11 protein-coding genes, 1 tRNA gene and 1 riboswitch are annotated in these 13,020 nt (G+C 57.4%); of the genes, 10 read left to right on the top strand and 2 right to left on the bottom strand.

Annotated features, from left to right (window positions below; translation table 11 throughout):
- Positions 1–21: 21 nt before the first annotated feature.
- Both ACQZ48_RS17255 and recQ read left to right on the top strand, forming a co-directional pair.
- Positions 22–98, top strand: a tRNA-Met gene (locus ACQZ48_RS17255).
- 176 nt (positions 99–274) lie between these two features.
- A complete protein-coding gene (gene recQ / locus ACQZ48_RS17250; protein ID WP_191217268.1) occupies positions 275–2,083 on the top strand; it encodes a DNA helicase RecQ in 1,809 nt (602 codons plus the stop codon).
- 56 nt (positions 2,084–2,139) lie between these two features.
- Here the strand turns inward: recQ and ACQZ48_RS17245 are convergent, their stop codons facing one another.
- Positions 2,140–3,372, bottom strand: coding sequence for an ROK family transcriptional regulator (locus ACQZ48_RS17245; protein ID WP_077983296.1), 1,233 nt, complete (start codon positions 3,370–3,372; stop codon positions 2,140–2,142).
- Between the two features lie 264 nt (positions 3,373–3,636).
- Here ACQZ48_RS17245 and ACQZ48_RS17240 point away from each other — a divergent pair, with 264 nt between their 5' ends.
- The 8 genes from ACQZ48_RS17240 (at position 3,637) to nrdF (ending at position 11,787) form a co-directional block, all read left to right on the top strand.
- A complete protein-coding gene (locus ACQZ48_RS17240; RefSeq protein WP_077983295.1) occupies positions 3,637–4,659 on the top strand; it encodes a sugar ABC transporter substrate-binding protein in 1,023 nt (340 codons plus the stop codon).
- Between the two features lie 226 nt (positions 4,660–4,885).
- On the top strand, positions 4,886–5,968 hold the full coding sequence (locus tag ACQZ48_RS17235) for an ABC transporter permease (protein WP_077983294.1): 1,083 nt from the start codon (positions 4,886–4,888) through the stop codon (positions 5,966–5,968).
- On the top strand, positions 5,968–6,750 hold the full coding sequence (locus ACQZ48_RS17230) for an ATP-binding cassette domain-containing protein (protein WP_077983293.1): 783 nt from the start codon (positions 5,968–5,970) through the stop codon (positions 6,748–6,750). The genes ACQZ48_RS17235 and ACQZ48_RS17230 overlap by 1 nt, the downstream gene beginning before the upstream one ends.
- Positions 6,747–7,376: a nucleoside triphosphate hydrolase gene (locus tag ACQZ48_RS17225; RefSeq protein WP_077983291.1), complete on the top strand. Its 630-nt coding sequence runs from the start codon at positions 6,747–6,749 to the stop codon at positions 7,374–7,376. Before ACQZ48_RS17230 ends, ACQZ48_RS17225 begins: the two co-directional genes overlap by 4 nt.
- A gap of 133 nt (positions 7,377–7,509) precedes the next feature.
- A riboswitch (cobalamin riboswitch) is annotated at positions 7,510–7,733 on the top strand.
- A 256-nt stretch (positions 7,734–7,989) separates the two neighbouring features.
- Complete coding sequence (nrdH, locus tag ACQZ48_RS17220; protein ID WP_020011298.1) at positions 7,990–8,211, top strand: glutaredoxin-like protein NrdH; 222 nt, start codon at positions 7,990–7,992, stop codon at positions 8,209–8,211.
- A gap of 12 nt (positions 8,212–8,223) precedes the next feature.
- Complete coding sequence (gene nrdI, locus ACQZ48_RS17215) at positions 8,224–8,622, top strand: class Ib ribonucleoside-diphosphate reductase assembly flavoprotein NrdI (RefSeq protein ID WP_020812691.1); 399 nt, start codon at positions 8,224–8,226, stop codon at positions 8,620–8,622.
- On the top strand, positions 8,610–10,796 hold the full coding sequence (nrdE, locus tag ACQZ48_RS17210; RefSeq protein ID WP_191217269.1) for a class 1b ribonucleoside-diphosphate reductase subunit alpha: 2,187 nt from the start codon (positions 8,610–8,612) through the stop codon (positions 10,794–10,796). The genes nrdI and nrdE overlap by 13 nt, the downstream gene beginning before the upstream one ends.
- A gap of 16 nt (positions 10,797–10,812) precedes the next feature.
- The gene (gene nrdF, locus ACQZ48_RS17205; protein WP_077983288.1) at positions 10,813–11,787 is read left to right on the top strand and encodes a class 1b ribonucleoside-diphosphate reductase subunit beta; all 975 of its coding nucleotides are present in this window, start codon (positions 10,813–10,815) and stop codon (positions 11,785–11,787) included.
- Positions 11,788–11,816: 29 nt separating this feature from the next.
- Here the strand turns inward: nrdF and ACQZ48_RS17200 are convergent, their stop codons facing one another.
- Positions 11,817–12,929, bottom strand: a complete 1,113-nt coding sequence (locus ACQZ48_RS17200; RefSeq protein WP_170985420.1) for an alpha/beta hydrolase — start codon at positions 12,927–12,929, stop codon at positions 11,817–11,819.
- Positions 12,930–13,020 lie beyond the last annotated feature (91 nt).

Raw genomic sequence — 13,020 nt, 5'->3', positions numbered from 1 at the left:
CATAGGGATTTACGCTGGTAACGCGGGGTGGAGCAGCCCGGTAGCTCGTCAGGCTCATAACCTGAAGGCCGCAGGTTCAAATCCTGCCCCCGCAACCAAAATTTACATGACTATCAAAGGGCTCCGAGGAAACGCGGAGCCTTTTTTGCTTTCGTTGTGTCTGGTAAAAAATCAATCACGCTATCTACTGCCACGGCCAAATCCATCTTCGGCATTGCCATGGGCTGCAAAACCGTGATGATGCACAATCTTTCCACTTCGGATAAAAACTGCCGTGACCGCTGATCCCTTGCATATCCTCAAGACCGTCTATGGATACGATGCGTTTCGTGGAAGGCAGGCCGACATCATTCGGCATGTAGTGGCGGGAAACAATGCCTTCGTTTTAATGCCGACGGGCGGTGGGAAGTCGCTTTGTTACCAGATCCCGGCGCTTGCTCGTAATGGCATGGGGTTGATCGTCTCGCCGCTCATCGCACTGATGGTCGATCAAGTCGCTGCCCTGCGTCAGGCCGGGGTGCGGGCCGAAGCCCTCAATTCCGATCTTTCCCCGGAAGAGCGGCGCGCGCTATGGCGAGACATGCGGGCCGGCAAGGTCGATATTCTTTATGCCGCGCCGGAAACCCTGCTCAAGCCGGATGTACTCGATGCATTGCAATCCATCGACCTGTCGTTGATCGCCATCGACGAGGCCCATTGCCTGTCGCAATGGGGGCATGATTTCCGGCCGCCCTACCGCCAGCTCGACACGCTGATCGAGCGTTTTCCCGATACGCCGCGCATGGCGCTGACGGCGACGGCCGACGAACCCACGCGCGCCGAAATTCTCGGTCACCTGGGGATTGAAGAACACGATGCCTTCATTGCTGGGTTCGACCGGCCTAATATCCGCTATGCGATCATGGAAAAGGACAATCCGCGCGCGCAGCTGAAGCGCTTTTTGAAGGATCGCGACGGTGAGAGCGGTATCGTCTATTGCCTTTCCAAACGCAAGGTGGACGAAACGGCGGCATGGCTGCGGGAGGAGGGGCGCGATGCGTTGCCCTATCACGCCGGCATGGACAAGGCCGCCCGTGAGGAAAACCAGACCCGTTTCCAGCACGGCGAGGCGGTCATCATCGTCGCGACCGTCGCTTTCGGCATGGGTATAGACAAGCCGGATGTGCGCTTCGTGGTGCATGTCGACCTGCCCGGCAGTATCGAGGCCTATTATCAGGAAACAGGCCGAGCCGGTCGTGATGGTTTGCCGTCGGACGTGCTCATGCTCTATGGCTATGAAGATATTGCCCTGCGCAATCGTTTCATCGAAGAATCTGATGCCGCGGACCAACGCAAATATATGGAGCGCCAGAAGCTCGATGCGCTGCTCGGCCTCGCAGAAACGGCCAGTTGCCGCCGGCAGGTTCTGCTCTCCTATTTCGGCGACCGGTGCGAGCCCTGCGGCAATTGCGATACCTGCGCCGAGCCGCCGGACCTGTTTGACGGGGCCATCGCCGCGCAGAAACTTCTGTCCTGTATTTATCGCACGGGTGAACGTTTTGGCCAGGCCTATGTCATCCGCGTATTGCTGGGTGTCGAGGACGAGCGGATTTCCCGCTTCGGCCATGACCGCATTACCACCTACGGGATAGGGAAGGAGCACGACAACCGCACGTGGCGCGCCATCCTGCGTCAGCTGGTTGCGTTACGCATGATTGAAGTGGATTTGTCCGGACATGGCGGCCTGTCCATCTCAGATGATGGACGACGGTTCCTGCGCGAAAAACCGGCATTGATGCTGAGGATACCATCCGCTCCCCGTTCCGCAAGGCAACAGACGCCCCGCAACGCGGTATCGACGGTCTTGCCGGAATCCGATCGCAGTCTTTTTGAGGCGCTGCGTGCGAAGCGCATGGAAATTGCCCGGGCACAGAACGTTCCGCCCTATGTGATTTTCCACGACAAGACCCTCATCGAACTTGCGGCGGCAAAACCGGCCTCGGCGCAGGAAATGGCTGGGATTCCCGGCGTCGGAGATACCAAGCTCGAGCGATACGGACCTGCCTTTCTGGCGGCGATCATGCAGCATGCCGCTGGCGAATGACCGGCAGATATCCAAATTAATAGCCGAGTAATAAAACCGCAGAGCGCTGCGAAGGCTCAGCCGGTCGTGTCCTTGAACAGAACGTTCTGATCGATGAGATAGCGCGAAAATAGGGGCAAGCTGGCGCCGCCGATTGCCCGCGCCTGGCTACCGACCGCGCCTTCGATGATGTCAGGCACCGTGACGCCCTGCAGATCGTGGTGTTTAAGAGCAAGGCGGGTGGCGGCGACAATCCTTGTTCTGACCCAGTCGGGAAAACCGCCATCGATGATGACGCTTGAAAAATCGATGATGGAGGCTGCGGCAATGACGGCCTGCGCCAGCGCCGCGGCGGTTTTCCTGATCCAGCTTTCCAGCGGTTCGCCGAAATCGATCCACTCGTCCGGGGAAAACCACAGGGGTCGCGGATCGATGCCCTTTTCGCGCAACATGTTTTCCAGAACGAAGATCGACGCGATTTTCAGAAGCTGGACGGTATTGCCATCCTGCCCCTGCACCGGCAGGGGGCCGATGGCGCCGGCCGTTCCCGTCTTTCCGGAAAACAGCGCTGAATTCAAAACGACGCCGCCGCCTATGAAAGAGCCGATGAAGACGTAAAGAAAATCCGGATAGTGCTGGCCTGCACCAAAAACCAGTTCGGCGCCGCAGGCGCTGGTGGCGTCATTCTGCAGAAAAACCGGATAGCTGACGTTTTCAGCAATTTCCGACCGGATATCGACGCCCCGCCACCGCTCCATTTCAATCTGCGGTGCACCCACTTCCTGCGCCCAGTTCCACAATTCAAATGGAGCGGCGACGCCGACGCCGGCAATTTTTTCCCGCTCCGCAGGGGAAAGCTTCGATTCGAGTTCCGTTATGCCGTCGATCACGAACGGCAATATCCATTCCGGCAGGGGGTAGGGGTAGGTTCTGCGCAGCTTGAGCCTGATCCGGCCGACAAAATCCATCAGCACGAGATCGACGCTGCGTCGGCCGATCTTCACACCGAAAGAAAAAACGGCGTCGGGATTAAGCCGCATCGGCGTCGATGGCTGGCCGACTTTGCCGCGCAGTCTTTCACCGCGAATGAGAAGCCCGTCCTTTTCAAGTGAGCGCATGATAACCGAGACGGTCTGTGCTGAAAGGCCGCAAAGTCTTGATATCTCAGCTTTTGACAGTCCGCCGTGGCGACGAACGAGAGACAGCACGAGCCGCTCATTATAAGCGCGCACGCCGACCTGATTGGCGCCGCCGCTGATATCCATGGTGGTGGGCGCCGCCGGGGGCGCCGTCTCGACAGATTGTCTCATAATGTCATCCTCCCGCCCGCAATATCCGCCGCGACCGATACAGCAGGCTTTATGGCAATCGTGCTATCGCAACGTTAAACGACGTGGCGATATTCCTCCCTGCCGCACATTAGAATGCCATAGAGAATTAATAATTCAATCGGATTTATTTATTGACAGGCGTTTCCTTTGGTGGTTCCATCTGAGCCAACGGTCGTCGATCTCGGAGGAGACGGGATCGTCGGGTAACCGTCACGGTGCTCAAATATCCATTGGGAGGATCTCATGAAGACCACTGTTTCCGCTCTTCTGGGCGCGCTTGCGCTTGGCGTTTCTTTCGCGTCCGTTGCGTCTGCGGCCGATACCTCGGTTTGCCTCATCACCAAAACCGATACCAATCCCTTTTTTGTCAAGATGAAAGAAGGCGCGACCGCCAAGGCCAAGGAACTTGGCGTGACGCTGAAATCCTATGCCGGGAAGATCGATGGCGATTCCGAAAGCCAAGTGGCCGCCATCGAAACCTGCATTGCCGATGGTGCCAAGGGTATCCTGATTACGGCATCGGATACCAAGGGCATCGTTCCAGCAGTACAGAAGGCGCGTGATGCCGGCCTTCTGGTCATTGCCCTCGATACGCCACTCGAACCCGTTGATGCTGCCGATTCCACCTTCGCCACCGACAATCTTCTTGCCGGTGAACTGATCGGCAAATGGGCTGCCGGTACGCTTGGCGACAAGGCCAAGGATGCGAAAATCGCCTTCCTCAACCTCACCCCCTCCCAGCCGACAGTGGACGTGCTGCGCAACCAGGGCTTCATGAAGGGCTTTGGCATCGACGTGAAGGACATCAACAAGATCGGCGACGAGGACGATCCGCGCATCGTTGGCCATGACGTCACCAATGGTAACGAAGAAGGCGGCCGCGCTGCGATGGAAAATCTGCTGCAGAAGGATCCGACTATCAATGTCGTCCACACCATCAACGAGCCCGCAGCAGCCGGTGCTTATGAGGCGCTGAAAGCGGTCGGCCGTGAAAAGGATGTTCTGATCGTTTCTGTCGACGGCGGTTGCCCGGGCGTCAAGAACGTGGCGGAAGGCGTGATCGGCGCGACCTCGCAGCAATACCCGCTGCTGATGGCGGCTCTCGGCGTCGAAGCCGTCAAGAAGTTTGCCGACACGGGTGAAAAGCCGAAGCCGACCGAAGGCAAGAACTTCGTCGATACCGGCGTGACTCTGGTGACCGACAAGCCGGTCAAGGGCCTCGATTCGATCGATACGAAGGAAGGTCTCAACAAGTGCTGGGGCTGATGCCTCGCCGTTGAAACCCGCGGGGGCATTCGTGCCCCCGCCCTTGGACCGAATGAATATCAGGCACGATCCGGGGGATCGGACAAAGGAACAAACGAGCGCGTCACGCGTCCTGCGGGGATGATAAGGGCCGCTTCACAACACTTTGAAATCTACGCGTCATTCTCTTTGGAGATAGGACCCCGGCGTCAGGGCGGGTGCGATAGAGCGATCGGGAGGAAAATCCATGAGCGATCAACCGGTGCGGCCTCAGCCGCATAATGAATTTGAAAAGGTGCTTTCGGGAAGTTCGACGCAGGTCGCCGCTTTCGATACGCACGACAAGAGTGTGCTGGAAAAACTGCAGCACTTTCTCCATTCCAGCCCGGCGGCCGTTCCGCTTATCGTTTTGGTGCTGTCGCTGATAGTTTTCGGCCTGCTTCTCGGCGGCAAGTTTTTCTCGGCCTTCACGCTGACCCTTATTTTGCAGCAGGTCGCCATCGTCGGTATTGTCGGCGCGGCGCAGTCGCTGGTCATCCTGACGGCGGGCATCGATCTGTCGGTTGGCGCGATCATGGTCCTGTCCTCCGTCATCATGGGGCAGTTCACCTTCCGTTACGGCTTGCCGGCGGAATTCGCCATTCTCTGTGGCCTTGCCGTCGGCGCATTTTGCGGTTTCATCAACGGTATTCTGGTGTCGCGCATGCGGCTGCCTCCCTTCATCGTCACGCTCGGCATGTGGCAGATCGTGCTGGCCACCAATTTTCTCTACTCCGCCAACGAAACAATCCGCGCCCAGGACATTGCCCAGCAAGCGCCTATCCTGCAAGTTTTCGGTAGCAGCGTCCGCTTCGGCAGTGCGGTCTTCACCTATGGCGTCATCGCCATGGTCCTGCTCGTCGCCCTGCTTTGGTACGTGCTGAATCGCACCGCCTGGGGTCGCCATCTTTATGCGGTGGGTGACGATCCGGATGCCGCCGAACTTGCCGGTGTCAACGTAAAGCGCATGCTGACGACCGTTTACACCCTGTCCGGCCTCATATGCGCCTTTGCCGGCTGGGCCTTGATCGGGCGCATCGGCTCGGTTTCACCGACGGCTGGCCAATTCGCCAATATCGAATCCATCACTGCGGTGGTTATCGGCGGCCTTTCGCTGTTCGGCGGGCGCGGCTCGATTATGGGTATGATTTTCGGTGCGTTGATCGTCGGCGTCTTTTCGCTCGGCCTCCGGCTTATCGGAACAGATCCGCAATGGACCTATCTCTTGATCGGCGTCCTCATCATCATGGCTGTAGCAATCGACCAGTGGATCAGAAAGGTAGCAGGCTGATGGCAAAAGAACCCATTCTCACAGCACGCAGTCTCGTCAAGCGCTATGGTCGTGTGACCGCCCTCGACCATGCCGATTTCGATCTCTATCCCGGAGAAATCCTGGCCGTGATCGGCGACAACGGCGCCGGCAAATCCTCTCTCATCAAGGCGATTTCCGGTGCCGTGACACCCGATGAAGGGGAGATCAGACTGGAAGGCCAGCCCGTCCAGTTCCGCTCGCCAATCGAGGCGCGAAAGGCCGGCATCGAGACGGTCTATCAGAACCTCGCGCTTTCGCCGGCGCTTTCCATAGCCGACAATATGTTTCTCGGGCGGGAAATCCGTAAATCCGGCATTCAGGGCAGTTTGTTCCGGGCGCTGGACCGCCCGGCCATGGAAAAATTCGCCCGCGAGAAACTGTCGGAACTCGGCCTGATGACGATCCAGAACATCAATCAGGCGGTGGAAACCCTTTCCGGCGGTCAGCGTCAGGGTGTGGCGGTGGCGCGTGCGGCAGCCTTTGGCTCCAAGGTCGTCATCCTCGACGAACCGACGGCGGCACTTGGTGTCAAGGAAAGCCGACGTGTTCTGGAGCTTATCCTCGACGTGCGCTCCCGCGGCCTGCCGATCGTCCTGATCTCGCATAACATGCCGCATGTCTTCGAGGTCGCGGATCGCATCCATATCCACCGGCTAGGCAAGCGCCTGTGCGTCATCAATCCGAAGGACTATTCGATGTCGGATGCCGTCGCCTTCATGACCGGTGCCAAGGAAGCGCCGAAGGAAACGCTTGCCGCATGACGCTGAAGCTTGAAACGATCGCCGAGGATGTTCTTCGGCGGGCAGAAGGTAAATCCCGTTTTATCGTCGCCATTGCCGGTCCCCCTGGGGCCGGCAAATCCACGCTGGCAGATGCGCTTTGTGATGCTTTGCTCGCACGAGGCGAAACGGCCGCCGTCCTGCCCATGGACGGCTTCCATATGGACAATGGCATTCTTGAAGAACGGGGGCTGCTGCCGCGAAAGGGCGCGCCCGAAACATTCGACGTGCGCGGTTTCCTTGATATCGTCTCCGCCGTTCGTAAGGGGGGCCAGGAAGTTCTTGTCCCGGTTTTCGACCGCTCCCGCGAAATCGCCATTGCCTCTGCCCGAGCGATTGCGCCGGACACGCGCCTGATCCTTGCCGAAGGCAATTATCTGCTGCTCAACGAGGCGCCCTGGACGACACTGGCCGGCAGCTTCGATCTCACTATTTTTGTGGGTCCATCCGTCGCGGTGCTTGAAGAGAGACTGCGCAACAGATGGCAGGGTTATGGCCTCGATGCCACTCAAATCCACGCCAAACTGTTCGAAAACGATCTTCCCAACGGAAAAAGGGTGATCGAAAACGCCCGTCCCGCCGATATTCGCATCGATATCTGGGAATAGATTAACGCTTTTCTCTCTTTGAGCGGCGGCACGCATGTGCTGTTAAGCCGTTGTTAACCACGTGTTGAATCTTTTTGATCCACAGGGTAGGGCTTTCCTGTGTCTATTCATTGACGCAAAAAATTCCTCATATACTATATGTGGTGTTCGAGGTTCTTCCGATTCGCAAGGATTGGGAGCTAAGACGGGAATTCGGTGCGTGACGCCATCAGGGCGAAGCAAGGCCGAAACTGCCCCCGCAACTGTAAGCGGCGAGCATCGTTCCGATTTGGGTCACTGGAGCTTAGCGCACCGGGAAGGCTGGAATAGATGTTGTGACCCGCAAGTCAGGAGACCTGCCTTGAGCGCAAACGTCCACGGGCGGGGTGTCCGGAGGAAGGTGTCTGACGCAAATGATTTGCGTGCGCCCTTTTCTGCCCCCTCCAGAACAAGCTTCGGGGTGAAGTCATGCCAGTGCATTTGTTTGAGTTGCTGCGCTCGTCGGCGTAGACAGTGATTTTACGCGGCTAAAAGCTGCGCATGCCCACCCTAATGAAAGATCCATCGCCGCCCGATTGTGATTGCAATCGGCAATGTTGAGCCGTGTCCGAAACCGGCTTCGAGAGAGGAAATTATGACCGTCACCGTTTACAGCAAGCCGGCCTGCGTCCAATGCACTGCCACTTACCGCGCCCTCGACCGCATCGGCGTTCCCTATGAGATCATCGATATTTCCGAAGATGCTGACGCGCTCGATCATGTTCGTGGCCTCGGTTACATGCAGGTTCCGGTGGTCGTTGCCGGCGAACGCCATTGGGCGGGTTTCCGGCCGGATATGATCGGCGCGATCAGCTGAGGCGGCAGGGCGATGGGCCTGATCGTCTATTATTCCAGCCGTTCTGAAAACACCCATCGTTTCCTTCTGAAACTGGGACGGCGATTGTTTCGCCTGCCGCTTGGCGTTGAGGAAGATGTTCCCCACGTGTCCGAGCCCTATGTGCTCGTCACCCCCACCTATGGGGGTGGGGGTACAAAAGGGGCCGTGCCGAAACCGGTCATCCGGTTTTTGAACGAGCCCTCCAACCGAAATCTCATTCGCGGCGTCATAGCGGCGGGCAACACGAATTTTGGCGCAGCTTTCGCATCCGCCGGAGATATCGTCTCGCGTAAATGCGCTGTGCCGTTTCTCTATCGTTTCGAGCTTCTCGGCACGGAAGAAGATGTCGCCAACGTCAAACATGGATTGGAACGATTTTGGACACGCTGACCTCAAGCGCGCTGCGCAAGGATGCCAAACAGCCCGTAGCCGCAAGCCAGAAACCGGTTGATGCGGCTCTGGACTACCACGCGCTGAACGCGATGTTGAACCTTTATGACGAGAACGGGAAAATCCAGCTCGACAAGGATCGCCTGGCTGCCCGGCAATATTTTCTCCAGCACGTCAACCAGAACACTGTGTTTTTCCATAATCTCAGGGAAAAGCTCGATTATCTGGTGGCGGAAGGATATTACGAGCAGGAGGTACTGGACCAGTACTCCTTCAATTTCGTTCGCGACCTCTATGACGAAGCCTATGCCCGGAAATTCCGCTTTCCGACATTTCTTGGGGCGTTCAAATATTATACCTCCTACACGCTGAAGACTTTCGACGGAAAACGTTACCTCGAGCGTTACGAGGATCGCGTCTGCATGGTGGCGCTGGCCCTTGCGCGCGGTGATGAGCAGCTTGCCCGCAATCTGGTCGATGAGATCATTTCCGGCCGCTTCCAGCCGGCAACCCCAACATTCCTCAACGCCGGCAAGAAGAGCCGCGGCGAGCTGGTCTCGTGTTTTCTGCTGCGTGTGGAAGACAATATGGAAAGCATCGGCCGCTCCATCAATTCGGCGTTGCAGCTTTCCAAGCGCGGCGGCGGCGTGGCCCTGTCCTTGACCAATATTCGCGAGGCCGGCGCGCCGATCAAGCAGATCGAAAACCAGTCATCCGGCGTCATTCCCGTGATGAAGCTGCTGGAAGACAGCTTTTCCTATGCCAACCAGCTTGGCGCGCGCCAGGGTGCCGGCGCGGTCTATCTGCACGCCCACCACCCGGATATCATGCGCTTCCTCGATACCAAGCGTGAAAATGCCGACGAGAAAATCCGCATCAAGACGCTGTCGCTCGGCGTGGTGATCCCCGATATCACCTTCGAACTCGCCCGCAATAATGAGGATATGTATCTGTTTTCGCCCTATGATGTGGAGCGGATCTATGGCGTGCCTTTCACCGAAATCTCGGTCACCGAAAAATACCATGAAATGGTAGCCGACAGCCGCATCCGTAAGAGGAAGATCAAGGCGCGCGAATTCTTCCAGGTGATCGCCGAAATCCAGTTCGAGAGCGGTTACCCCTACATCATGTTCGAAGATACGGTGAACCGCGCCAATCCGATTGCCGGCCGTATCAGCATGAGCAATCTCTGCTCGGAAATCCTGCAGGTCAGCGAAGCGAGCGAGTTCAACGCCGATCTCTCCTATAGCCAAATGGGCAAGGATATTTCCTGCAATCTCGGCTCGCTCAACATTGCTGCGGCAATGGATTCGGCCGATTTCGGCAAGACCATCGAGACCTCCATCCGGGCGCTGACGGCGGTATCGGATATGAGCCACATTTCCTCCGTTCCCTCGGTGGAAAAGGGCAATGATGCGAGCCACGCTATCGGCCTCGGCCAGATGAACCTGCACGGTTATCTGGCGCGCGAGCGCATTTTCTATGGTTCCGAAGAAGGCGTCGATTTCACCAATATCTATTTTTACACCGTGACCTATCACGCCATCCGCGCCAGTAACCGCCTTGCCGTGGAAAGGGGCCAGAGCTTCAAGGGCTTTGAGAACTCCAAATATGCCTCGGGCGACTATTTCGACAAATATACCGACAGGGAATGGCTGCCCGCGACGGAAAAGGTCCGTGAGCTCTTCGAAAAGGCCGGCATTGCCATTCCGACACAGGACGACTGGAAGGCACTGAAGCAGGAGGTTATGGCATCAGGCCTCTATAACCAGAACCTGCAGGCCGTACCGCCAACGGGTTCGATCTCCTATATCAACCACTCCACCTCCTCCATTCATCCCATCGTCTCGAAAATCGAGATCCGTAAAGAGGGCAAGATCGGCCGAGTTTATTACCCGGCTTCCTATCTCTCGAACGATAATCTCGAATATTATCAGGATGCCTATGAGATCGGCCCGGAAAAGATCATCGACACCTATGCGGCGGCCACCCAGCATGTCGATCAGGGTCTGTCGCTGACGCTATTCTTCCGCGATACGGCCACGACGCGCGATATCAACCGGGCGCAGATCTACGCCTGGAAGAAGGGCATCAAGACCATCTACTACATTCGGTTGCGCCAGATGGCGCTGGAAGGCACGCAGGTTCAGGGCTGCGTTTCCTGCACGCTCTGATTTGAGGGACAAAAGAATGAATATCGCCGTAAAACCCGCGTCCCGTATCCGCGCGGTCAACTGGAACCGCATTGAGGACGACAAGGACCTTGAAGTCTGGAACCGCCTGACCTCGAATTTCTGGCTACCGGAAAAGGTGCCGCTCTCCAACGATATCCCCTCCTGGGGGACGTTGAAGCCGGAAGAGCAGAAACTGACGATCCGTGTCTTCACCGGGCTGACATTGCTGGACACTATTCAGAACGGCGTCGGCGCCGTGCGCCTGATGCCGGATTCGGCGACGCCGCATGAGGAGGCCGTGCTTTCGAATATCTCCTTCATGGAGGCGGTGCACGCCCGTTCCTATTCGTCGATTTTCTCGACTCTGTGCTCCACGCCTGACGTTGACGACGCCTATCGCTGGTCGGAGGAAAACGAGTTTCTGCAACGCAAGTCCGCGATCATCATGCGGGAATATGACAGCGGCGATCCGCTGAAGAAAAAGATCGCCAGCGTCTTTCTGGAAAGCTTCCTGTTCTATTCCGGCTTCTACCTGCCGATGTTCTGGTCAAGCCGCGCCAAGCTCACCAACACGGCGGACCTCATTCGCCTCATCATCCGCGATGAGGCCGTGCATGGCTATTATATCGGCTACAAGTTTCAGCGGGCGGTGGAGCGTCTCGGCGAAACGCAGAGCCAGGAGATCAAGGATTTCGCCTTCGATCTCCTGCTCGAACTTTACGACAATGAAGCGAAATATACCGAAGACCTCTATGACGGCGTCGGCCTGACCGAGGACGTCAAGCAGTTCCTGCATTACAACGCCAACAAGGCCCTGATGAATCTGGGTTATGAGGCGCTGTTTCCGGCCGAGGCCTGCCGGGTCAACCCGGCGATTCTCTCGGCGCTCTCGCCCAATGCCGATGAAAATCACGACTTCTTCTCAGGCTCCGGTTCGTCCTATGTCATTGGCAAGGCGGTCGCCACCGAGGATGAAGACTGGGATTTCTGAAGCCGGGAATTCTGTGTGAACCCACAAGGCTATTGCGGGTTCACCACCTGGCTCGCAAGGCGGAAGGGGCTGGCGACGGTGGCGCCGATCGCATCGAACACGAAGGCGCCTGCGCGGCCTATGCCATTTTGGCCGTTGCCGTTCCGGCTTGCTTCCAGCTGCGGCACCAGCGACGCCAGCGCGGCATAGCGGTCATGGTTGAGCGGGTCAGATGCCTTGAGGTTGGAGATATCCACGAACTGAACCCCTTCTTTCAGGGCGGCTTCCTGGACCTTTGGATCGGTGACATCCAGTGCGCCAATCCGTGTCACGTCTGCGCCCAATATAGAAGACGCTTTCAGGGCGCGGTCGTCCTTGGACACGAGGACTGTGAGTGGTGGGTTTAGGCGTCCAACCACGTCGATCTGCTTGCGGAAGACATCGGCATCGATATCTGGGGCGGCCAGAACCACCTGCAGCTTTGCGATGACGTCGTTTCTGCCCTCGAAGCGCAACTGTCGCAACGCTTCCATGACCAGCCAACCGCCCATACTATGGCCGAAGACGACGATGTTCCTGCGCGAAGAGTGGCGCGTGAGATCGGTCAGCAGATTGGCAAGGGCATCGCGCGAATAAGTCGCCGATTCCTTGTCTGCGACATAGCCTGTGACATTGGCCTGCGATGGCCAGGAAAAAACCAAAGGTACGCCATCGAGATTGGCATCGGCAGCCATCTGCGCGGCGCGGAAAAGCGCCTCCTGATAGCTGTAGTTATAACCGTGCACAAAAAGCGCGATCTGCTTGCGGGATCGCGTAATATCGCCGAGGTCGCTGTTGAAACTCGCCCTATCCAGCATCTGCGCCTGTGTGACGACGAAATCCTTCTTGGCATCCGGTTTTCCAGTCGACCATTCGATTTTTCCACTCTTGTGGGTCGGTGGTATCGAAATATCGAAGCGGGCATAATTCGGCTCGGCCGCGCGAAGGGCGCTGAACCCCTTTTTTGCCTCTTCGCTTTTTTCACGCGTACTCGCCACATAGGCCGTAACGATTTTAGCGTCCTTCGCCCTTGTATTGACGGCTTGCAGCACATCCGCTCCCGGCCGTCCGGCGCAGGATGACAGAAGGCTGATCATAAGAACGAAAGAAAGAATGAGGCGCATGGACGGGTTACCGGTGACAACGAAAGTCCATAAATAGCTGCCCGCTAAAAAAGTTGCCACTACTGAATAATTCGCGTGGTTTTGACGCTCG

It is taken from the genome of Agrobacterium sp. 22-209-1 (genome assembly GCF_053522485.1).
The sequence above is the reverse complement of the archived record's forward strand: the minus strand, read 5'-3'. Positions and strand labels throughout refer to the sequence as shown.

Bases quoted from the DNA above. Each gene is read 5' to 3' on its own strand.
- ACQZ48_RS17230 (WP_077983293.1), top strand. From the start codon at position 5,968: ATGGCAAAAGAACCCATTCTCACAGCACGCAGTCTCGTCAAGCGCTAT.
- nrdI (WP_020812691.1), top strand. From the start codon at position 8,224: ATGGGCCTGATCGTCTATTATTCCAGCCGTTCTGAAAACACCCATCGT.
- ACQZ48_RS17200 (WP_170985420.1), bottom strand. From the start codon at position 12,929: ATGCGCCTCATTCTTTCTTTCGTTCTTATGATCAGCCTTCTGTCATCC.
- ACQZ48_RS17235 (WP_077983294.1), top strand. From the start codon at position 4,886: ATGAGCGATCAACCGGTGCGGCCTCAGCCGCATAATGAATTTGAAAAG.
- ACQZ48_RS17240 (WP_077983295.1), top strand. From the start codon at position 3,637: ATGAAGACCACTGTTTCCGCTCTTCTGGGCGCGCTTGCGCTTGGCGTT.
- nrdH (WP_020011298.1), top strand. From the start codon at position 7,990: ATGACCGTCACCGTTTACAGCAAGCCGGCCTGCGTCCAATGCACTGCC.
- ACQZ48_RS17225 (WP_077983291.1), top strand. From the start codon at position 6,747: ATGACGCTGAAGCTTGAAACGATCGCCGAGGATGTTCTTCGGCGGGCA.
- ACQZ48_RS17245 (WP_077983296.1), bottom strand. From the start codon at position 3,372: ATGAGACAATCTGTCGAGACGGCGCCCCCGGCGGCGCCCACCACCATG.
- nrdF (WP_077983288.1), top strand. From the start codon at position 10,813: ATGAATATCGCCGTAAAACCCGCGTCCCGTATCCGCGCGGTCAACTGG.